The following is a 19,491-nucleotide window of genomic DNA, read 5'->3' on the forward strand; positions in this document are numbered from 1 at the left end:
AAGCGCCGAAGCGCGAGAACCACTATACCCATCCCCGCTCGCGTGCGAGACGCACCGCCGCATGTCTGTTCTCCGCCCCGAGCTTCGAGGCGGCCGCCGAGAGGTAGTTCCGTACGGTTCCCTGCGACAGTGACGCCCGCTCCGCGATCTCCGCGACCGGCGCCCCGTCGGCCGCCAGCTCCAGCACCTCCGCCTCGCGCGCGGTCAGCGGCGAGTCCCCGGCGGAGATCGCGTCGGCCGCCAACTCCGGGTCCACATAACGGTTTCCGGCATGAACGGTACGGATGATCCCGGCCAGCTGCCGGGCGCTGACGGTCTTCGGCACGAAGGCCCGCACGCCCGCCGCGAGTGCCCGTTTCAGATGGCCCGGCCGACCGTGACTCGTCACGATCATCGTCCGGCAGCCGGGCAGTTCCGCACGCAGGGATGTGGCGACACTCACACCGTCGGCGCCCGGCATCTCCAGATCGAGGACCGCCACATCGGGGCGGTGGGCCCGCGCCATGGCCAGCGCCTCCGGGCCGGTCGCCGCCTCCGCGACCACCACGAGGTCGTCCTCCAGGGCGAGCAGCGCGGCCAGCGCGCCGCGGATCAGATGCTCGTCGTCGGCGAGCAGCACCCGTACAGCCGTCATCGCGTCTCCTCCAGGGGCGCCGGGGCGGACCGGAACGCGGGACGAACCGGACGCGTACCCGGCAGCGGGACGGTGGCCGTCAGCCTGAACCATCCGTTTCCGGCCGAGTCCGTCTCCAGCGCGCCGTCCAGCGCGCCGTCCAGTACGTCGAGCCGCTCCCGGAGGCCGGCCAGACCCGAGCCGGGCGGGGCGCCGGTCGGCGCGGCGTCCGCCCGCGGCGCCCCGTCGTTCGCCACGTCCAGCACCACCGCGTCCGCCGAGGTGCGGAGCCGGATCGTGCACCGCCGCGGATCGCCGTGGCGCAGCACATTGGTCGCCGCCTCCCGCACCACCCAGCCGAGCGCCGACTGGACGGGCGCGGGCAACGCGTCGCCGCCGTCGCCCGCCACCTCGCACTCGATCCCGGCCGCCCGCAACACCCCCTGCGCGCCCAGGAGTTCGGTACGCAGATCGGCCTCCCGGTATCCCCGTACGACATCGCGCACCTCCTGCTGGGAGGTGCGGGCGATGCGCATCACCTCGACCATCTGGTCCACCGCCGCCGGTTTGCCGCGCTGGGCCAGCTCCACCGCCAGCTCGCTCTTCAGCGCGATCACGGCCAGATTCCGGCCCAGTACGTCGTGCATGTCGCGGCCGAACCGCAGCCGCTCCTCGGCGACCGCCAGCCGGGCCTGCAGGTCCCGGGCCTCCTCGGCCTGCCACATCACGCTCAGACTCCAGACACTGGGCCGTACGGAGATCAGCACCAGCAGACACCCGAACAATGTGGTCGGCACCACTCCGGCCAGTGTGCCGCCCCGCACCCCCACCGCGGCGAGGACGCCGGTGGTCAGCGCGGTGAGGGCCAGCGACCGGACCAGGAAGGCGCGGACCGGGACGAGCAGAACCTGCGTGATCACGAACGGTATCGGCGCGTTCATGGCCATCAGGAGCAGCCCGTCGCCGGTGACCCCGTCCACGCCGGCCAGGGTCGCCAGCAGCCCCAGACCCAGCAGCATCAGCACCAGGGGTGCCAGCAGCCGCCGTGGGGGAAAGACGGAGGCGCCGAGGTAGTGCGTGTACGACGGCTGCACGTTCCGGTTGCTCAGCACACACTGCGCGAGGCCGACCAGGAGCAGTGCCGAGCCCAGCGCCAGCGGAAGCGGCGCGTGGCGGATGTCCGTGCCGAAGGGCGCCAGATCCCACGACAGGGTGAAGATCCAGGGGATCATCGAGACGGTAAGCCGCGAATAGAGGTCGATCCGCTCCAGTTTGCTGCGTTCCTGCCAGCCGCGGCGCCAGCCCCGTACCCGCACCCACACGGCACATCCCCCTCAGCGTCGAGGTTCCCAGCGGAACCACCGCTGCACAGCAAACACCGCGAGCACCGTCCAGGCCAGCGCGGTCAGTCCGGCCCCGATCAGGCCGTGCGCGTCGGCCCCGCCGAGCCAGCCCGCCCGTACGAGCGTCATCACCCCGGTCACCGGCAGCAGTTCGCACACGGACGCCACCCGGTCCGGCAGGATCTCCAGCGGTACGAAGAGCCCCGAGCCCATCATCGAGACGAGGAACAGCGGCAGTGTGGTGATCTGTGCCGTCTGTACGGTCCGGGTCACCGCGGAGGTGGCCGCGGCCAGCGCCGTCAGCAGCACCACACCCAACAGCAGCCCCGCGACGAGCAGTTCGGGCCGTTCGGGCGCACCGAGGCCGAACACGGCCCCGCCGGCCAGCACCACCAGCACGGTCTGCGCCAGCGCCAGCGCGACCGACGGCAGCGCGGTCCCGGCGAGGATCTCCCGGTCGGTGATCTCTCCGGTACGCAGCCGCTTCAGGACCAGGTCCTCGCGCCGCGCCACATACGCGGCGACCAGGTTCATGTACACGACCTGCATCAGCACCATGCCGATGCCGCCGCTGAGCGCGGCCCCGGCCACGGTCAGCCCGGTCCCGCCCAGATCGACCTGCTCCAGCGTCGATTTCATCGCCACGACCATCGCCAGGGGCACCAGCAGCGCGACGAAGACCGCGGTCCTGTTCCGGGCGAGCAGGGTCAGTTCGGCCCGTCCGAGAGCGTTCAGCCGCCCGGGCATCGTTGTGCTCGTCATGCGACAGCCACCCTCCCGGACTCGGGCGCCGACTCCGGCCCGGGCGCCGACTCCGGCTCCGACGCGCTCTGCGCGATATCGAGAAACGCCTCTTCGAGCGAGGCCGACCGGGCATCGAGCCCGAGCAGCGTCACGTCCGACTCCCGTGCCCAGAACAGCAGCTCACCCAGCGACTCCTGCAGGTGGTGGGTACGGATCTCGACGCCGCGACCCTCGGCGGCCGCCCGCAGCGACAGCGGAAGCCGCGCCGCCGGGACCCCTTCGGGCAGCTCGAACCGGATGCGGGCGGGGCGGGCCGCCGTCACCTCGGCGGTGGTGCCCGCCGTCACGATCCGCCCCCGGTGCATGATCGCCAGCCGGTCGGCGAGCGTCTCGGCCTCCTCCAGGTAGTGCGTGGTGAGCAGGACGGTGATGCCGTCGTCGCGCAGCTCCCGTACCAACTCCCAGGTGTCGCGCCGTCCTTCGGCGTCGAGTCCGGTGGTCGGCTCGTCGAGGAACAGCACCTCGGGCCGGCCGAGCAGGGCCAGCGCGAGGTCGAGGCGGCGCCGCTCGCCGCCGGAGAGCTGCTTGACCCGTACGCGCGCCCGATGGGAGAGCCCGACCAGGTCCAGCGCCTCACCGGTCGGCCGGGCGCCACTCGTGCACCCCGCCCACATGCGTACGGTCTCGGTGACGGTCAGCTCGGACGGGAAGCCGCCCTCCTGGAGCATCACCCCGATCCGGGGTCGGACGGCGGCACGCGCGCGGTACGGGTCGTGTCCGAGCACCCGCACCGTGCCGGCGTCGGGCCGCGCCAGGCCCTCCAGCAGTTCGACGGTGGAGGTCTTTCCGGCGCCGTTCGTACCGAGCAGGGCGAAGAGTTCACCGCGCGCCACCGAGAAGGAGACGCCGGCCACGGCCTCGAAGCCACCGGCATAGCGCCGCCGAACCCCGTCGGCCTCGATCACGGGGTCCATCACGGAATCCATCACGGAATCGGCCATGGAATCGGCCACGGCGGGGGGCACGGAGGGAGTGGCCGCGGAATCCGGGGTCATGAAGCCGGCTGTGATGTCCGCCGTGGCGCCGCCCGCACGGTTGCTGGGAATGTCGTCGCTCGTCATGCCTACAGATTTCCGTCGGATCGTCGCCGCGAGCAGTGCGAGCTGTCACCACTGCTCATGACAAACGTCATGGGTCATGAGGCCGAGCCACGAACCAGGGAATACGACGAAGGCCCTGGTCGATATCGACCAGGGCCTTCGAACAAAACGATCAAGAGCGGACGACGAGATTCGAACTCGCGACCCTCACCTTGGCAAGGTGATGCTCTACCAACTGAGCCACGTCCGCATTGCTGCCGCCGATTGTACTCCCTGTAAGGGGATCTTTCGAGCGGTGCGAGCACCACTCTACCCGATTCACCGGAGTGGTCGATAAGAGCGATGCAGAGCGGGTGACAGGAATTGCACACTGCGCCTTCCCCCTGGAAGGGGGATGTTCTACTACTGAACTACACCCGCACGCTGCGTGAGGTTCGGCTTTGCGGCCTTGCCCCTCGGCGTGCTCCAGACTTTAGCCGACCTGCGGGGGTGTAGCGCAAGTCGGTGGCCGCGCGGTGTCGTCGAGGGGTGCGCGGGAGCGCCCGAAGATCGTCCCGGTGCCCGGTCGTGGCGACCCGCGCGGGGGACTGTCCGAGCGGCCTGCCCCGGGGGCGGGGCCTCAACTGGCTTCGTTGAACGCCTCGTAGACCTTCTTGGGGATCCGGCCGCGGGCCGGCACCTCCATCCCGTGCGAGCGGGCCCAGGCGCGCACGGCCGCCGGGTCGGGCGCGAGCGAGGTGTGCCGGTACGAGGCGGGAGTCCTGCCATGCTTACTGGCATTTGTCTGCTTTCGGCCCGCCGTGATGTACGGCGCCAGAATCTTGCGCAGTTTCTTTGCGTTGGACTGGCTGAGGTCGATCTCGTACGACTTCCCGTCCAGGGAGAAGGTGACCGTTTCCGTCGCTGCTCCCCCATCGATGTCGTCGAAGAGGGTGACCACCACGCGCTGAGCCACGGATATCGGTCCTTTCCTACGGCATCGGCGCGTCTGACATGCGCTGATGCCGGCCTTCCGGCTGTCGGGCGGATGTGGGGGATGCGGGTCGGCCGGCGTCGACCGATTAGGGTAATTCTGCATTCCCCGGTAATCATTTGTACAGCGGTGGGTGCCGCATTGTGAAGTCCATCCAATTAACTCCGCGTGTCAGTCTCTATGTGTGTCATCGGTGAGGATTTTTTTGCAGGACTTTCCCCATGTGTTGTCACGTCGATATCCGGGCGTGAGTGACGGTTCTCCATATCTACCCGCGTAGAAATTCTGGCCAGGTAGGCTGAGGGGGACCTGCGGGGGTCTGGGGAGCCCCCCGGAGAAACAGCCGCACCACACCACCACCGGGAGTGCCAGTGGCACGCGTCGTAGTCGACGTCATGCTCAAGCCCGAGATCCTCGACCCGCAGGGACAGGCGGTGCAGCGCGCACTGCCCCGTCTCGGCTTCGAGGGAATCGCGGACGTACGTCAGGGAAAGCGTTTCGAGCTGGAGGTCGAGGGTCCGGTCGACGACGCCGCCCTCGGTCGTATTCACGAGATGGCCGAGACTTTCCTCGCCAACACCGTCATCGAGGACTTCACCGTGAAGGTGGAGAAGGCCGAGGAGCCGAAGTGACCGCTCGTATCGGAGTCGTCACCTTTCCCGGCACGCTCGACGACAGGGACAGTCTGAGGGCCGTACGGGTCGCGGGCGCCGAACCCGTATCGCTGTGGCACCGCGACAAGGACCTGCACCAGGTCGACGCGGTCATCCTGGCGGGCGGCTTCTCCTACGGCGACTATCTGCGGGCCGGAGCCATCTCCCGCTTCTCGCCGGTCATGGAGACGATCATTGAGAACGCGCGGGCGGGGATGCCGGTCCTCGGCATCTGCAACGGCTTCCAGATCCTGACCGAGGCGCACCTGCTGCCCGGCGCGATGCTGCAGAACAACCACCTGCACTTCATCTGCCGCGACCAGAAGCTCCGCGTCGAGAACGCGGAGACCGCCTGGACCTCGGACTACTCCGCCGGCCAGGAGATCTCCGTACCGCTCAAGAACATGGACGGGCGTTACGTCGCCGACGAGCGCGTCCTCGACGAGCTGGAGGCGGAGGGCCGCGTCGCCTTCCGCTACCTGGACGTGAACCCCAACGGCTCGCTCCGCGACATCGCCGGCATCACCAACGCCGCGGGCAACGTCGTCGGTCTGATGCCGCACCCGGAGCACGCCGTCGAGCCGCTGATCGGAACCGGTCGCACCGACGGTCTCGGTTTCTTCACCTCGATCATCAAGAAGCTGGTCAACGCATGAGCCTGGATACGGTCAAGCACGCGGCCGAGACCCCGGATGTCGAGCAGCCCTGGAAGGAGCTCGGCCTCAAGGAGGACGAGTACACCCGGATCCGCGAGATCCTGGGCCGCCGTCCCACCGGCGCCGAGCTCGCCATGTACTCCGTGATGTGGTCCGAGCACTGCTCGTACAAGAGCAGCAAGGTCCACCTCAAGCAGTTCGGCGAGAAGGTTCCCGCCAACGACGCGATGCTCGTCGGCATCGGCGAGAACGCCGGTGTGGTCGACGTCGGTCAGGGTTACGCGGTCACCTTCAAGGTCGAGTCGCACAACCACCCCTCGTACATCGAGCCCTACCAGGGCGCGGCGACCGGCGTCGGCGGCATCGTCCGCGACATCCTCGCCATGGGTGCCCGCCCGGTCGCGGTCGTCGACCCGTTGCGCTTCGGCGCGGCCGACCACCCCGACACCAAGCGGGTCCTGCCCGGCGTCGTCGCGGGCATCGGTGGTTACGGCAACTGCCTGGGCCTGCCGAACATCGGCGGCGAGGTCGTCTTCGACGCCTGCTACCAGGGCAACCCGCTGGTCAACGCCGGCTGCATCGGCGTGATGAAGCACGAGGACATCCACCTGGCCAAGGCCTCCGGCCCCGGCAACAAGGTGATCCTTTACGGCGCCCGCACCGGCGGCGACGGCATCGGCGGCGTCTCGGTGCTGGCCTCGGAGACCTTCGAGTCGACCGGTCCCGCGAAGCGTCCGGCCGTCCAGGTGGGCGACCCGTTCCAGGAGAAGCTCCTCATCGAGTGCACCCTGGAGATCTTCAAGGAGAAGCTCGTCGCGGGCATCCAGGACCTCGGTGGTGCGGGCCTGTCCTGCGCCACGTCCGAGCTGGCCTCCGCGGGCTCCGGCGGTATGCGCGTCGAGCTGGACACCGTGCCGCTGCGCGACTCCTCCCTCTCGCCCGAGGAAATCCTCATGAGCGAGTCGCAGGAGCGCATGTGCGCGATCGTCGAGCCGCAGCACGTCGGGCGCTTCCTGGAGATCTGCGAGAAGTGGGACGTCATCGCCACCGTCATCGGTGAGGTGACCGAGGGCTCCCAGCTGGAGATCTTCTGGCACGGCGAGCAGATCGTGGACGTACCGCCGCGGTCCGTCGCGCACGAGGGCCCGACGTACCACCGCCCGTTCGCCCGCCCGTCCTGGCAGGACGCGCTGCAGGCCGACGACGCGGGCAAGCTGGCCCGCCCGGCGAACGGCGCCGAGCTGCGTGAGCAGGTCCTCCAGCTGGTCGCCTCGCCGAACCAGGCGTCGAAGTCCTGGATCACGGACCAGTACGACCGGTTCGTGCAGGGCAACACCGTGCTCGCGATGCCGGAGGACGCCGGCATGGTCCGGATCGACGAGAAGTCGAACCTGGGCGTGGCCATGGCGACCGACGGCAACGGCCGGTACGCCAAGCTCGACCCGTACACCGGTGCGCAGCTCGCGCTGGCGGAGTCGTACCGCAATGTCGCCGCCTCCGGCGCCAAGCCGCTCGCGATCTCGGACTGCCTGAACTTCGGTTCGCCCGAGGACCCGGACGTCATGTGGCAGTTCGCCGAGGCCACCCGTGGCCTGGCGGACGGCTGCCTGGAGCTGGGCACCCCGGTCACCGGCGGCAATGTGTCGCTGTACAACCAGACCGGTGAGACGGCGATCCACCCGACCCCGGTCGTGGCCGTGCTCGGTGTGATCGACGATGTCACCCGGCGTACGCCGGTCGCCTTCGCGGAAGAGGGCCAGCTCCTCTACCTGCTGGGCGACACGCGTGAGGAGTTCGGCGGCTCGGCCTGGTCCGAGGTCGTTCACGGCCACCTGGGGGGCATGCCGCCCAAGGTCGACCTGGGCCGCGAGAAGCTGCTCGGCGAGATCCTGATCTCGGCCTCCCGCGACGGCATGATCGACGCGGCGCACGACCTCTCCGACGGCGGCCTGATCCAGGCGGTCACCGAGTCCTGCCTGCGCGGCGGGAAGGGTGCCCGGCTGGTCGTGCCGGACGGTCTGGACGCGTTCACCTTCCTCTTCTCCGAGTCGGCGGGGCGCGCGGTCGTCTCCGTTCCGCGGAGTGAGGAGCTTCGCTTCAACGACATGTGCGGGGCGCGGGGTCTGCCCGTCACCCGCATCGGTGTCGTGGACGGCGAAGAGATCGAGATCCAGGGCGAGTTCAGCATTGCGCTGAGCGAGCTGCGCGCGGCGCACGAGGCGACCATTCCGGCTCTGCTGGCCTGACGCACCGGTCCCTGACGAGGACGGCCCCGCCCGGTTCATTTTCCCGGGCGGGGCCGTCCTCGTTCGGGAGCCGCATGCGCGTGTATTTCCGGCTGATGGCTGATGGCTGATGGCTGATGGCTAGTGGCCGGTGGCCAGGAGTATCACTCCGGTCGCGGACCAGAAGGCGACGTCCGTCGAGGCGACGAAGGCATCCATCGCCGACGAAGCGATGTTCGTGTCGAGCACGGCCAGCAGGATCGTGGCGATGCGGAGCACGAAGCCGATGACGCGCTGACGGTCGGTCATGGCTGTGGGCATCACGGGCCTCCCCTCCCGAGCGGCGTGGTGCCGCTGTGGTGGGGCACCACCATGACCCAATAACATGTAGTGAGTCAAAAAATAGGCTTGGATCAACATTCATCCTGGTACAGTGATATCATGATTGAGGGGATGAGTCTGCGCGAGCGCAAGAAGCTCCAGACGCGAGGCCGTCTGCTGGCCGCGGCCACCGAGCTCTTCGCCGAGCGAGGCTTCGACAAGGTCTCGGTCGCCGAGATCGCCGAGGCGGCCGAAGTCTCGAAGATGACTGTCTTCAACTACTTCGCCGGCAAGGAGGACCTGGTCCTCGCTCCGATGGAGGAGCACGTCGGCGATGTCGCGCGGGTGGTACGGGACAGGGCCTCCGGACAGTCCGTCCTGGCCGCCGTCCGCGCTCAGTTCCTGGCCGCCGTCGAAAGCCGTGACCCCTCGGTCGGAATGAGCGACGTGCCGGTGGTGCTCGGGGTGTGCCGGCTGATCCAGGAGACCCCGGCGCTGCTGACCCGGGCCCACGCGTTCTCCATGCGCTCCTTCGACCTGCTCGCCGAAGCCCTGGTCGAGGAGGGGGAGGAGCCGTTTATTGCCCGGATCGCCGCCGCTCAGCTGATCTGTACCCGCAACGCCCTCATCCACGCGAACCAGCTGCGGCTGCTGGCGGGGGAGCCGGCGGGCGCGATCGCGCCGGATGCCGTCGCGCTCGCCGAGCGCGGCTTCGGCCTGCTCACCAACGGGCTGGGCGACTTCGCGACCCGATCCTGAGAGGCCGCCGGGCGGGCCGGACCCGGCGCCTGTCCGTCCGGCCCGGACAGGCCAGAGGGGCCTTGACCCGCCGGACGGGCCTCGGGCCCCCCGACGGGCTTCGGGCTCCCGGACAGGACCGGCATCCCCGTCAGGCCCCGGGCCCCCTGGGACAGGCCGTAGGCTCCCGGGCATGCCGCCGTCCCAGAAACGTGCCCGCCGCTACGACCCGGTCAGGACCCGCAGCGCGGTCCTTGCACAGTTCGCCCATGTCCGGGAAGCCGTCCGCACTCTGACGCCCGGACAGCTCGCGCTGCCGACCCGGCTCGGGGAATGGACCGTGCGCGAACTGGCCGCACATCTGACCATGGCGCTCTCGACCGTCACCCGGAACCTGGAACTGCCGGAACCCGTCTCGGCGAAGCCGGATCTGACGCTCCTGGAGTGGCCGTTCTCGACCGCGGGCCGGGCGGCGCGCATCGCGGACGACACCAGGGCGCTCGCCGCGGACCGCCCCGACCTGGACGCGCTGTACGGGGAGGTGGCCGGACGGTTCGACGAACTGGTGTCCGGCGCCGGTGCCGAACGGCTGCTGCCGACGCGGGTCGGGGTGATGCGGCTGGCCGACTTCCTCGTCACCCGTACCGTCGAACTCGTCGTGCACACCGACGATCTGAACGAGGCGGCCGGCCTCGACATCTCGTACGACCGGCAGGCACTCGCCGCCTGCACCCGGCTGCTCGCCGACGCCCTCGCGGAGAAGGCGCCGGGCGGCTCGGTCGAGGTGCGCGTCCCGCCGTTCGCCGTCGTCCAGTGCGTGCAGGGCCCCAAACACACCCGCGGTACGCCACCCAATGTCGTCGAGACCGATCCGCTCACCTGGATCCGGCTCGCCACCGGGCGTACCGGGTGGGCGCAGGCGCTCGACGCCGCGAAGGTCGACGCCAGCGGAGAGCGGGCCGATCTCGCCGCTCTGCTGCCCCTCATGGGCTGAGGGGGAACCGGACGGCCGCCCGGACCGTCGCAGGGCCATGCGGAATCAGCGTATGGCCGTAGGAGCCGTCCGTGGCCCTCCTCGCTCCGACCACTTGCGGTACGGACCCGGTGACTCCGTCGCCGTCACGGGGTCCCAGTAGTTCTCGCCGAAAAAAACAACGCTAAGGACTGAGTCGCAGGTCAGGCCGTGGGCTCCAGAGGGGCCGTGGCTGTCTGCTCGTCGTGCTCGCGCAGCATGCGCATGACGGTGGCCGGGGCTGGGTGCTGGCACCGGGGCCGGGAACGGTCGTTGTACTCCGTGGCGCCCGGCCGGCCGGTACGGGCCGGCCGGGGAGGACGCCAGAACTGGTAGGCCAAAAGGGACCGTGAGATGATCTCGAAGCTCTGAAAACCCGGCCGGACCTGCCACTCCGCCTCCGCCATGTCGGAGCAGTAACACCACACGCGGTCCGGATGGCTTCTGAACGGGTCGGTCTCAGGGCGGGCCGGGTTGTCAGCCCGTCTGGGCCGTTCGGGCGCGGTCGGAGAGGAGTCGGGTGAGGCTTTCGAGGTCTGCGCTGCTGTAGCTGCGGCTCTCGTTGTCGTTGCCGACGACGCTGGTGAGGACCGTTCCGGTGCGGACCACGGTGCTGCGGGTGGTGTGGGTGACGTAGGCGTCTCCCTGGCTCGTCGAGATCGAGAACGCTGCGACCTGGTCCCCGATCTGCGCCATGGTCAGTGAACTCGCTCCTTCCTTCCGCGCCTTGGAGGTTAGCGCGTCGAAGGCCGTCTGTGCCGTGTCCTCGTTCGGGTAGGAGCGAACCAGGAACTGGGTCTCCATGCTGTAGCGCCCCAGATACTCGGCCTCGCCTTCGAAGGTGGAGCCGTCACCCTGCGAGGAGACGTCTGCGGTGGGTGCTGAGCTCTCGGTCCAGCCCGACGGCAGGCTTGTCGCGTCCGGCAGTACGTTGCGGACGGCCTCTGCATCGGCGAGTGGCATCGCGCGGTCCGCATTGCCGATGCCTGCTGTGTCGTTGCCCGTTTCGTTGCTGTCGGTCCCGGTCTTCTGTTGACCCTGCCCCGGCTCCGACCCGCCTCTGGCCTGGGAGCCTGGAGAGTCACCGTCCAGGGCTTGGATACTGCCGTAGACCAAGAGCGCCACCAAGGTCGCCAGCGCGACGCAGATCGCACCGAAGGCGGTGCGTCCCGCAGGAGTGTTGTTGAAGGTCACCGGCCCGAGCGAAATGGTGTTGCCGCGCACCCGCGACCCACCGTCGATCACCACACTGTTCTGGATGGTCTGCATGGGCGGCTCCTCGGGCAGCGGCCCGGCAAGGACCGGAGCAAGGGCCGCAGTCAACGCGGCGGCAAAGTCCTGGTCGGCCGCGACCCCGGCGTTGAGCTCGTTGTGCAGCCCTGCGACGGCAGCCGGGTCATCAGGCTGCGCGTCCACAGCTGCCAAGGCCGCCTGTCCCGATGGCGTACCGCTGAGCCGCTGCCGTACGAGGTCGGAAACGGCCTGCCCGACTCCGGTGGCCGCCGCGGTGGCTGCGCCCCCGGCAAACTCTGTTACTACTCGCACGGTCTGTGACACGAGCTCCGTTGGATCCATCGTTTCCCCCATGAGTCGGCTGTGTACATGCTAAGACCGGAGGCGGCCTCCTCTAAGTCAACTTACTGAGAAGCAAGGCGAGTTAGCTGAATCGAGCCCCTGGAATGCGTTGCCCCAGATCCTCGCGGACACCGAGCGAGCACAGATTCCACGTCTGGCTCGCCAACGACTACGACCCGGCCAGCTACCCCGCCGCCCTGCGCAAGCCGGTCCCGCCGGTGCGCTGGCGAGGGCCGGTCACCGAGATGACCGACCTGGTCCTCTCCCGCGTCGATGCCGAACAGCTGACGTGAGGAGAAGCAGCCCGCCGGCTCCACGGGCTCTCGCTGGTGACCGCCTTCGGCCTGCCCTCGCGAGCGGGCCGCTACAGTCCGGCTCCGGGATCGTCCGTGCCTGCGGTCCGCAGCGGACGGTGGCCCTGGTCGTCGAGCTGGGCCAGTTCGTGCTCGTAGTCGACGGTGATGGAGCCGTAGTAGTTGACCACCGAGCTGCGGGCTGGAGAGATGTGCGCCAGGACATCGGCGTCCACTTCGCGGCCGGCGCCGCGCAGTTCGCCGACGGCCAGGCCCATGTACTCGGTGTGCCAGCAGATGACCGCGTTCGTCACGACGGTCAGACACCATGCCTGCTCGTTCTGCTGCTCGGGCTGACGACGGGTGACCTTGCCCTCGCGGGCGTAGTGGAGCTGGCGGCGCAGGGCGTGCAGGGACTCGCCCTTGTTCAGCTGCCGGGCGATTTTGCGCCGGTAGCTCTCGTCCGACAGGTACTTCGCCGCGTAGATCGTCCTCCTGATCGCCCCGTACTCCTTGAGCGCGGCGGCCAGCGCGTTCTGCCGGGAGGAGGCGGAGAGCTTGCCGACGATCAGGGAGGCGGTGGCGTGCCCGTATTTCAGCGACCCGGCCAGGCGGAGCAGGTCGTCCCAGTGGTCGGCGACCAGGTCGAGGTTGGCCTTCTTCGTCAGCAGCGGTCCCGCCTTCGGGAACCGCTCCTCGTAGTCGGCCTTGGCGCCCATCCGGTACAGGGTGATCTTGCCCAGGTCGCGGATGCGAGGGGAGAGCTGCTTGCCGACCAGGTCGAACAGGCCGAAGTTGACCAGGGTGACGCCGTGCGTGTCGGTGGCGTGCTCGGTGATCGGCAGGTCGGTGGCGTTGCCCAGGATCTCGTCCAGCACATAGTGGGCCTCGCGGTGCGTGGCCACGATGACCTTGGTGCCGAACGTGGAGTGCTGGTCGGAGACGTGGGTGCAGGTGGAGATGCCCTCGGACACGAAGTACTTGTTCAGGTGCCGGGCGGTGATCGACTTGCCCCGGGTGGGGAACCGCTGTCCGTCGGAAGAGGACAGGGTGCCGGAGCCGAACATGGCCGTCACCGGCAGTTTGTGGTGGTAGTTGGCCAGGCAGATGTTTGCCTCGCGCAGCGTCTCCTCGCGGATGTACCACTCCGCCGTCCACGCCAGCACGTCGTAGGGGATGCCGCAGGACGCGGCCATCCCGTGCAGCCCGAGATTCGTGGAGAGCCCGATCAGGCAGGCGATCAGATTCCTTTTGAGCTGTGGGGAACGGGCCTGCTTGCCGCCGGCGTGGACGAAGCAGTCCAGGAAACCGGTGTGCCGGTCCATCTCCACCAGCAGTGAGGCGATCGGCACGTTCGGCAGCATCCGCTCCAGCTCGGCGTGCAGGTCCTCGGCCTCGGTGGGGATGTCCTCCACCGTCAGTGGGGAGATGACCAGCTCCCCGTCGTCGTTCAGCCGGACCGGCCCGTCGCCGCGCCCCAGGACTTCCTCCAGGTCGGTGAGGGCCTCATCCAGTTCGTCGATCACCAGCGGCAGGGCCTGTGAGGCGTCTGTGCTCTTGCCGACCAGGCGGCAGAACTCGGCCCGGTGCGTCTCCCACTGGGCGGGCTTGAACAGGTAGACGGCCGGGTTGTCGTAGCGGCGCGAGCCCGGCACGAACACGTCGCCCGAGCGCAGGCCGTCGCGCAGTGCGAGCAGGGTGCACAGCTCCCAGTAGTGCCGGTACGCGGTCGCGTCGCCCTTGGCCGCGGCCTCGTCGAGGTAGCCCTGCCACCGGGTCGGCACGAACAGCGTCGGCGCGTTACTGGGCACGTTTCGGGTGCCGGTGGCGTTCAGCTCCCGCAGGATCTCCAGGGCCTCGATCAGCGGCTTCGCCTCGGTGCCGCCTTTGAACCGCACCGCCTGAAGCGCCTTCGGCGCGAACTGGCGGATGTAGGTGTAGGAGCCTTCCAGGAGTGCCAGGTGCCCGTGGTCCTTGGGCAGCCGCACGGTGGCCCCGGCGTGCGCGGCCCGCAGCCGGGACATGCCGATCTTCCCGCGCAGCAGAGTCCCCACCTCGGATGCGCTGCCCGGCCGGAAGGCCGACGGGTGGCCCCGCCGACGGGTCGACGGGTGGTGGCCTCCCGAACCGGCCCGGCGGCGGCATTGCGGAGCGCCCGGAGAAGCCGCATACCGGGCTCCCCGGTGTGAGGCTCACCACGAAACGGACGTTCGGCCGGACTCCGCGTCGGGACGCCGACCGGTTCACCGAGCGCCACCACAGGACCCCGGCGACCGCCGCGCCCCGAGTGGCCGGAACCCATCGGTATGTGGCCGCTGGCCCGGGCGTCGACCGCCCTGTGGCCGTTCCGCACCCCGTGCCGTGTCCCGTCCCGAGCCTCGCCACACCCCGGAAGTGATCACTCCGAGTGACCGTCCGGAACGGTCCCCGAACCACTCGTGGGAGCGCTTCCCCGGCGCTCGGGCCCGGTATCCCGAATTCGGACCAGTGGTCGATCTCGCCTACACTCGGTGGCGTGCCCCGTGGTGATGGACGACTCAACCACGACCTGCTCCCCGGAGAGAAAGGCCCCCAGGACGCTTGCGGCGTCTTCGGTGTCTGGGCTCCGGGTGAAGAGGTCGCCAAGCTCACCTATTTCGGACTGTATGCCCTGCAGCACCGTGGACAGGAGTCCGCGGGTATTGCTGTGAGCAATGGGTCCCAGATCCTGGTCTTCAAGGACATGGGACTGGTCTCGCAAGTCTTCGACGAAACGTCTCTGGGATCTCTCCAGGGCCATATCGCGGTCGGTCATGCCCGCTACTCCACCACCGGTGCCTCGGTGTGGGAGAACGCGCAGCCGACGTTCCGTGCGACCGCGCACGGCTCGATCGCCCTGGGTCACAACGGCAACCTGGTCAATACGGCCCAGCTCGCCGAGATGGTCGCCGACCTTCCCCGCAAGGACGGCCGCGCAACCCAGGCCGCCGCGACGAACGACACCGATCTGGTGACCGCGCTGCTCGCCGGCCAGACCGATGACGACGGCAAGCCGCTCACCATCGAGGAGGCCGCCACTAAGGTGCTTCCCGATGTGAAAGGCGCCTTCTCGCTGGTCTTCATGGACGAGCACACCCTTTACGCCGCCCGTGACCCGCAGGGCATCCGGCCGCTGGTCCTCGGCCGGCTGGAGCGTGGCTGGGTGGTGGCCTCCGAGTCCGCCGCCCTCGACATCTGCGGTGCCAGCTTCGTCCGCGAGATCGAGCCGGGCGAACTCGTCGCCATCGACGAGAACGGCCTGCGCACCTCGCGCTTCGCGGAAGCTAAGCCCAAGGGATGTGTCTTCGAGTACGTCTATCTGGCCCGCCCCGACACCGACATCGCCGGGCGCAACGTCTACCTCTCCCGGGTGGAGATGGGCCGCAAGCTGGCCGCCGAGGCCCCCGTCGAGGCCGATCTGGTCATAGCGACACCGGAATCCGGCACCCCCGCCGCCATCGGTTACGCGGAGGCCAGCGGCATCCCGTTCGGCGCCGGCCTGGTGAAGAACGCCTACGTCGGCCGGACCTTCATCCAGCCGTCCCAGACCATCCGCCAGCTGGGCATCCGCCTCAAGCTGAACCCGCTCAAGGAAGTCATCAAGGGCAAGCGCCTGGTGGTCGTCGACGACTCGATCGTCCGCGGCAACACCCAGCGCGCACTGGTCCGGATGCTCCGCGAGGCCGGGGCCGCCGAGATCCACATCCGGATCTCGTCCCCGCCGGTGAAGTGGCCCTGCTTCTTCGGCATCGACTTCGCGACCCGCGCCGAGCTGATCGCCAACGGCATGTCGGTCGACGAGATCTGTACGTCGATGGGCGCCGACTCGCTCGCGTACATCTCGCTCGACGCGATGATCGAGGCGACGACGATCGCCAAGCCGAACCTGTGCCGGGCCTGCTTCGACGGCGAGTATCCGATGGAGCTGCCGGACCCGGAGCTGCTCGGCAAGCAGTTGCTGGAGACCGAGCTGGCGGCAGGCCCCGCGGCGACCGCGGCGTCCGACGCACTGCGTCGTCCGTGACGGTCCAGCCGTACCCCCCTGGCCACCAGCCCCGTATTTCCACACGAAAGATCCCAGGCAATGTCTGAGACAACAGGTGCTTCCTACGCTGCAGCGGGCGTCGACATCGAGGCCGGCGACCGTGCTGTCGAGCTGATGAAGGAGTGGGTGAAGAAGACGCGTCGCCCCGAGGTCCTCGGTGGCCTGGGCGGTTTCGCCGGACTCTTCGACGCCTCGGCACTCAAGCGTTACGAGCGTCCGCTGCTCGCCTCCGCCACCGACGGCGTCGGCACGAAGGTGGACCTCGCCCGGAAGATGGGCGTGTACGACACGATCGGCCACGACCTCGTCGGCATGGTCGTCGACGACCTGGTCGTCTGCGGGGCCGAGCCGCTCTTCATGACGGACTACATCTGCGTCGGCAAGGTGCACCCCGAGCGTGTCGCGGCCATCGTGAAGGGCATCGCCGAAGGCTGTGTCCTCGCGGGCTGCGCCCTGGTCGGCGGCGAGACCGCCGAGCACCCGGGCCTCCTCGGGCCGGACGACTTCGATGTCGCGGGCGCCGGTACGGGCGTGGTCGAAGCCGACCACCTGCTCGGCCCGGAACGTATCCGTAAGGGTGACGCGGTGATCGCCATGGCGTCGTCCGGTCTTCACTCCAACGGGTACTCGCTCGTCCGGCACGTGGTCTTCGACCGGGCCGGCTGGGCGCTGGACCGCGAGGTCGAGGAGTTCGGCCGGACGCTCGGCGAGGAGCTCCTGGAGCCCACCAAGATCTACTCGCTGGACTGCCTGGCCCTGATCCGTACGACCGAGGTGCACGGCTTCAGCCATGTCACCGGCGGCGGCCTGGCCAACAACCTGGCCCGGGTCATCCCGGACGGGCTGCACGCCCGGGTCGACCGTTCCACCTGGACGCCCGGCGCGGTCTTCGACCTGGTCGGCAAGGCCGGTCAGGTCGAGCAGCTGGAGCTGGAGAAGACGCTCAACATGGGCGTCGGCATGATCGCGATCGTTCCGGCCGAGTCCGTGGACGTGGCCTTGACGACGCTGGCCGACCGTGGGGTCGACTCCTGGGTCGCGGGCGAGATCACGGAGCGCGGTGCACACACCGCGGGCGCGGAGCTGGTGGGCGGATACGCGCGATAGTCACGGGGCCACCGGGGACGCCCGGTGGCCGTTCCGTACTCTCCGTACCCGAGCGAGGTATCCGGGAGATATCCTTCAGGCCCTGCCCTCATTCGTCGGACGGCTCGGGTCCTGCCGCACGGCATACGCCGGAAACCCAGCTCGGCCCATAACCAAAGCGGACCGGAGCAGTACGGAAGAACCGGATCGGGGTAGCACAGAACCCGGTCCGGGACGGGCCCGGACCGGGTTGATGTGTCAGCGCGAGGTCAAGCGCCGCGGCGCTTGGACGACGGACCGGACCTGTCGTCCTCGTCCTCGTCCTCGTCGTCGTTGTACAGATCCGCGTACTGTGCGTACGGGTCATCTTCCTCGTCGTCGTCCTCGAACGGCTCTGCGTTCGGTGGCTGACTCGAAGGCGATGCGCCCAGCTCATTGGCCAGACGCGACAGGTCAGTCCCGCCGGTGCTGTACTTCAGCTGACGGGCGACCTTGGTCTGCTTGGCCTTTGCCCGGCCGCGCCCCATGGCTCGACCCCCTCGGTGACGGGGCTCGACGGCCCCAGAGTCTTGACACGCGTTCATGTTTCAGGACGGACTCTCGGTAGAGAGACCGTGCCCGTAGGGCTTTAACGGTACCTGCTTCCGCGGCCATACGGTACGCCGCCCTCATCACGCACCCCGCAAGAGGACCGGCGAGAAGCCCTGTCCTCGCTGGTCAACTGCGATTTTAACCTCTTCCCGGCGTGCGACCCGCCGACCGACGTGAGTCTTGTCTCGTCGGCCGGCGAGCGGACGGGCCGCCGACCGGCGAGGACGCCGAGTGAGGCTCCGCAACCGTCGGTTACGACGCGTTGCGGCGAGCTTCGGCCATGCGCTGCTCGGCGATCCGGTCGGCTGCGGCCGCTGGCGGAATGCCGTCTTCCTTCGCACGTGCGAATATGGCCAGCGTGGTGTCGAAGATCTTCGACGCCTTGGCCTTGCACCGGTCGAAGTCGAAGCCGTGCAGCTCGTCGGCGACCTGGATGACACCGCCCGCGTTCACCACGTAGTCGGGTGCGTACAGGATCGACCGGTCCGCGAGGTCCTTCTCGATGCCGGGGTGCGCGAGCTGGTTGTTGGCCGCGCCGCACACCACCTTGGCGGTGAGTACCGACACGGAATCGTCGTTCAGGGCGCCGCCGAGCGCGCACGGGGCGTAGATGTCGAGGCCCTCGGTACGGATCAGCGCGTCGGTGTCCGCGGCGACGGCGACCTCGGGGTGCAGCCCGGTGACGCGGCGCACGGACTCGTCCCGCACATCCGTGATCACGACCTCGGCACCGTCCGAGAGCAGATGCTCGACCAGGTGGTGACCGACCTTGCCGACTCCGGCGACCGCCACTTTTCGGCCACGCAGTGTCGGATCGCCCCAGAGGTGCTGGGCGGAGGCCCGCATGCCCTGGAAGACACCGAACGCGGTGAGGACCGAGGAGTCGCCGGCACCGCCGTTCTCGGGGGAGCGGCCGGTGGTCCAGCGGCACTCGCGGGCGACGACGTCCATGTCGGCGACATAGGTGCCGACGTCGCAGGCCGTGACGTAGCGGCCGCCGAGCGAGGCCACGCACCGGCCGTAGGCCAGCAGCAGTTCCGTTCGTCGGTCGCCCTCGATCTGCGCCGAGTCGCCGATGATCACGGCCTTGCCGCCGCCGTGGTCGAGACCGGCCATGGCGTTCTTGTACGACATACCGCGCGACAGGTTCAGCGCGTCCGCGACGGCCTCCTCCTCGGAGGCGTACGGGTAGAAGCGGGTACCGCCGAGGGCCGGGCCCAGGGCGGTGGAGTGGATGGCGATGACGGCCTTGAGTCCGCTGGCACGGTCCTGGCAGAGCACGACTTGCTCGTGCCCCCCCTGATCCGAGTGGAACAGGGTGTGCAGGATGCCGTCGGTCACATCGGTCACTGTGGTGACTCCCAAGTACGAAGCGGCGGAGGACCCTCCTGAAGGTGGGGAGGGTCGCGGACCGGCCGGCACGGCCGGTCCGACTGGGCACGAGCGTAAGTCCTACGCGAACGTAGATCTGTTCCAGTGCCGAGGATCACCCCCCGGCGGAGTAC

At 69.0% G+C, this 19,491-nt stretch carries 19 protein-coding genes and 2 tRNA genes; 8 read left to right on the forward strand and 13 right to left on the reverse strand.

Annotation, left to right across the window (positions count from 1 at the left end; translation table 11 throughout):
• Nucleotides 1-22 precede the first annotated feature (22 nt).
• The 7 genes from OG936_RS18240 to OG936_RS18270 all read right to left on the reverse strand — a co-directional run bounded on the left by OG936_RS18240 (nt 23) and on the right by OG936_RS18270 (nt 4,755).
• Nucleotides 23-634: a response regulator gene (locus OG936_RS18240; protein ID WP_383966148.1), complete on the reverse strand. Its 612-nt coding sequence runs from the start codon at nt 632-634 to the stop codon at nt 23-25.
• Nucleotides 631-1,929 carry a sensor histidine kinase gene (locus tag OG936_RS18245; protein ID WP_406500495.1) on the reverse strand — a complete coding sequence of 433 codons (1,299 nt, stop codon included), beginning with the start codon at nt 1,927-1,929 and terminating at the stop codon, nt 631-633. The genes OG936_RS18240 and OG936_RS18245 overlap by 4 nt, the downstream gene beginning before the upstream one ends.
• 18 nt (nt 1,930-1,947) lie before the next feature.
• A complete protein-coding gene (locus OG936_RS18250; RefSeq protein ID WP_406495962.1) occupies nt 1,948-2,718 on the reverse strand; it encodes an ABC transporter permease in 771 nt (256 codons plus the stop codon).
• Nucleotides 2,715-3,701, reverse strand: coding sequence for an ABC transporter ATP-binding protein (locus tag OG936_RS18255; RefSeq protein WP_406500497.1), 987 nt, complete (start codon nt 3,699-3,701; stop codon nt 2,715-2,717). Before OG936_RS18255 ends, OG936_RS18250 begins: the two co-directional genes overlap by 4 nt.
• A gap of 276 nt (nt 3,702-3,977) precedes the next feature.
• Nucleotides 3,978-4,050: transfer RNA gene (locus tag OG936_RS18260), tRNA-Gly, on the reverse strand.
• A 98-nt stretch (nt 4,051-4,148) separates the two neighbouring features.
• Nucleotides 4,149-4,220 (reverse strand) — tRNA-Gly (locus OG936_RS18265).
• Nucleotides 4,221-4,419: 199 nt separating this feature from the next.
• Nucleotides 4,420-4,755, reverse strand: coding sequence for an Lsr2 family protein (locus tag OG936_RS18270; protein WP_406495964.1), 336 nt, complete (start codon nt 4,753-4,755; stop codon nt 4,420-4,422).
• A gap of 389 nt (nt 4,756-5,144) precedes the next feature.
• Here OG936_RS18270 and purS point away from each other — a divergent pair, with 389 nt between their 5' ends.
• Genes purS through purL form a run of 3 tightly spaced genes read left to right on the forward strand, consistent with a single transcriptional unit; the run spans nt 5,145 to nt 8,328 of the window.
• Complete coding sequence (purS, locus tag OG936_RS18275; protein WP_124720043.1) at nt 5,145-5,405, forward strand: phosphoribosylformylglycinamidine synthase subunit PurS; 261 nt, start codon at nt 5,145-5,147, stop codon at nt 5,403-5,405.
• Complete coding sequence (purQ, locus tag OG936_RS18280; RefSeq protein WP_406495965.1) at nt 5,402-6,082, forward strand: phosphoribosylformylglycinamidine synthase subunit PurQ; 681 nt, start codon at nt 5,402-5,404, stop codon at nt 6,080-6,082. Before purS ends, purQ begins: the two co-directional genes overlap by 4 nt.
• Nucleotides 6,079-8,328, forward strand: coding sequence for a phosphoribosylformylglycinamidine synthase subunit PurL (gene purL / locus OG936_RS18285; RefSeq protein ID WP_406495966.1), 2,250 nt, complete (start codon nt 6,079-6,081; stop codon nt 8,326-8,328). The genes purQ and purL overlap by 4 nt, the downstream gene beginning before the upstream one ends.
• Before the next feature lie 120 nt (nt 8,329-8,448).
• Here the strand turns inward: purL and OG936_RS18290 are convergent, their stop codons facing one another.
• Complete coding sequence (locus OG936_RS18290) at nt 8,449-8,628, reverse strand: hypothetical protein (protein ID WP_406495968.1); 180 nt, start codon at nt 8,626-8,628, stop codon at nt 8,449-8,451.
• A 120-nt stretch (nt 8,629-8,748) separates the two neighbouring features.
• Here OG936_RS18290 and OG936_RS18295 point away from each other — a divergent pair, with 120 nt between their 5' ends.
• A complete protein-coding gene (locus OG936_RS18295; protein ID WP_406495970.1) occupies nt 8,749-9,387 on the forward strand; it encodes a TetR/AcrR family transcriptional regulator in 639 nt (212 codons plus the stop codon).
• Nucleotides 9,388-9,559: 172 nt separating this feature from the next.
• On the forward strand, nt 9,560-10,360 hold the full coding sequence (locus OG936_RS18300; protein ID WP_406495972.1) for a sterol carrier family protein: 801 nt from the start codon (nt 9,560-9,562) through the stop codon (nt 10,358-10,360).
• A gap of 182 nt (nt 10,361-10,542) precedes the next feature.
• Here the strand turns inward: OG936_RS18300 and OG936_RS18305 are convergent, their stop codons facing one another.
• On the reverse strand, nt 10,543-10,785 hold the full coding sequence (locus tag OG936_RS18305; RefSeq protein ID WP_406495974.1) for a hypothetical protein: 243 nt from the start codon (nt 10,783-10,785) through the stop codon (nt 10,543-10,545).
• Between the two features lie 70 nt (nt 10,786-10,855).
• Nucleotides 10,856-11,803, reverse strand: a complete 948-nt coding sequence (locus tag OG936_RS18310; protein WP_406495976.1) for a hypothetical protein — start codon at nt 11,801-11,803, stop codon at nt 10,856-10,858.
• A gap of 254 nt (nt 11,804-12,057) precedes the next feature.
• On the opposite strand from OG936_RS18310, the gene OG936_RS18315 reads away from it, so the two are divergent.
• Complete coding sequence (locus tag OG936_RS18315; RefSeq protein ID WP_406495978.1) at nt 12,058-12,246, forward strand: hypothetical protein; 189 nt, start codon at nt 12,058-12,060, stop codon at nt 12,244-12,246.
• A 71-nt stretch (nt 12,247-12,317) separates the two neighbouring features.
• On the opposite strand, the gene OG936_RS18320 is transcribed toward OG936_RS18315, so the two are convergent.
• Nucleotides 12,318-14,300: a Tn3 family transposase gene (locus tag OG936_RS18320; RefSeq protein WP_406495980.1), complete on the reverse strand. Its 1,983-nt coding sequence runs from the start codon at nt 14,298-14,300 to the stop codon at nt 12,318-12,320.
• Between the two features lie 461 nt (nt 14,301-14,761).
• Between OG936_RS18320 and purF the strand changes: the two genes are divergently transcribed.
• The gene (purF, locus tag OG936_RS18325; protein WP_406495982.1) at nt 14,762-16,288 is read left to right on the forward strand and encodes an amidophosphoribosyltransferase; all 1,527 of its coding nucleotides are present in this window, start codon (nt 14,762-14,764) and stop codon (nt 16,286-16,288) included.
• Nucleotides 16,289-16,348: 60 nt separating this feature from the next.
• Nucleotides 16,349-17,416 (forward strand): phosphoribosylformylglycinamidine cyclo-ligase, encoded by a 1,068-nt coding sequence (gene purM / locus OG936_RS18330; protein WP_383759802.1) that lies wholly within the window; start codon nt 16,349-16,351, stop codon nt 17,414-17,416.
• Between the two features lie 248 nt (nt 17,417-17,664).
• Here the strand turns inward: purM and OG936_RS18335 are convergent, their stop codons facing one another.
• Both OG936_RS18335 and OG936_RS18340 read right to left on the reverse strand, forming a co-directional pair.
• Nucleotides 17,665-17,922, reverse strand: a complete 258-nt coding sequence (locus OG936_RS18335; RefSeq protein ID WP_406495984.1) for a DUF3073 domain-containing protein — start codon at nt 17,920-17,922, stop codon at nt 17,665-17,667.
• Nucleotides 17,923-18,238: 316 nt separating this feature from the next.
• Nucleotides 18,239-19,336 (reverse strand): Leu/Phe/Val dehydrogenase, encoded by a 1,098-nt coding sequence (locus OG936_RS18340; RefSeq protein WP_406495986.1) that lies wholly within the window; start codon nt 19,334-19,336, stop codon nt 18,239-18,241.
• Between the last annotated feature and the right edge of the window lie 155 nt (nt 19,337-19,491).

The sequence above is a fragment of the Streptomyces sp. NBC_00846 genome (assembly GCF_045207325.1).
Taxonomy (GTDB): domain Bacteria; phylum Actinomycetota; class Actinomycetes; order Streptomycetales; family Streptomycetaceae; genus Streptomyces.

What these genes read in the sequence shown, in the direction of transcription:
- OG936_RS18295 (WP_406495970.1), top strand. Translation starts at nt 8,749, where the DNA reads ATGATTGAGGGGATGAGTCTGCGCGAGCGCAAGAAGCTCCAGACGCGA.
- OG936_RS18315 (WP_406495978.1), top strand. Translation starts at nt 12,058, where the DNA reads ATGCGTTGCCCCAGATCCTCGCGGACACCGAGCGAGCACAGATTCCAC.
- OG936_RS18300 (WP_406495972.1), top strand. Translation starts at nt 9,560, where the DNA reads ATGCCGCCGTCCCAGAAACGTGCCCGCCGCTACGACCCGGTCAGGACC.
- OG936_RS18335 (WP_406495984.1), bottom strand. Translation starts at nt 17,922, where the DNA reads ATGGGGCGCGGCCGGGCAAAGGCCAAGCAGACCAAGGTCGCCCGTCAG.
- purL (WP_406495966.1), top strand. Translation starts at nt 6,079, where the DNA reads ATGAGCCTGGATACGGTCAAGCACGCGGCCGAGACCCCGGATGTCGAG.
- OG936_RS18250 (WP_406495962.1), bottom strand. Translation starts at nt 2,718, where the DNA reads ATGACGAGCACAACGATGCCCGGGCGGCTGAACGCTCTCGGACGGGCC.
- OG936_RS18255 (WP_406500497.1), bottom strand. Translation starts at nt 3,701, where the DNA reads ATGGCCGATTCCGTGATGGATTCCGTGATGGACCCCGTGATCGAGGCC.
- OG936_RS18290 (WP_406495968.1), bottom strand. Translation starts at nt 8,628, where the DNA reads ATGCCCACAGCCATGACCGACCGTCAGCGCGTCATCGGCTTCGTGCTC.
- OG936_RS18305 (WP_406495974.1), bottom strand. Translation starts at nt 10,785, where the DNA reads ATGGCGGAGGCGGAGTGGCAGGTCCGGCCGGGTTTTCAGAGCTTCGAG.
- purM (WP_383759802.1), top strand. Translation starts at nt 16,349, where the DNA reads ATGTCTGAGACAACAGGTGCTTCCTACGCTGCAGCGGGCGTCGACATC.
- OG936_RS18240 (WP_383966148.1), bottom strand. Translation starts at nt 634, where the DNA reads ATGACGGCTGTACGGGTGCTGCTCGCCGACGACGAGCATCTGATCCGC.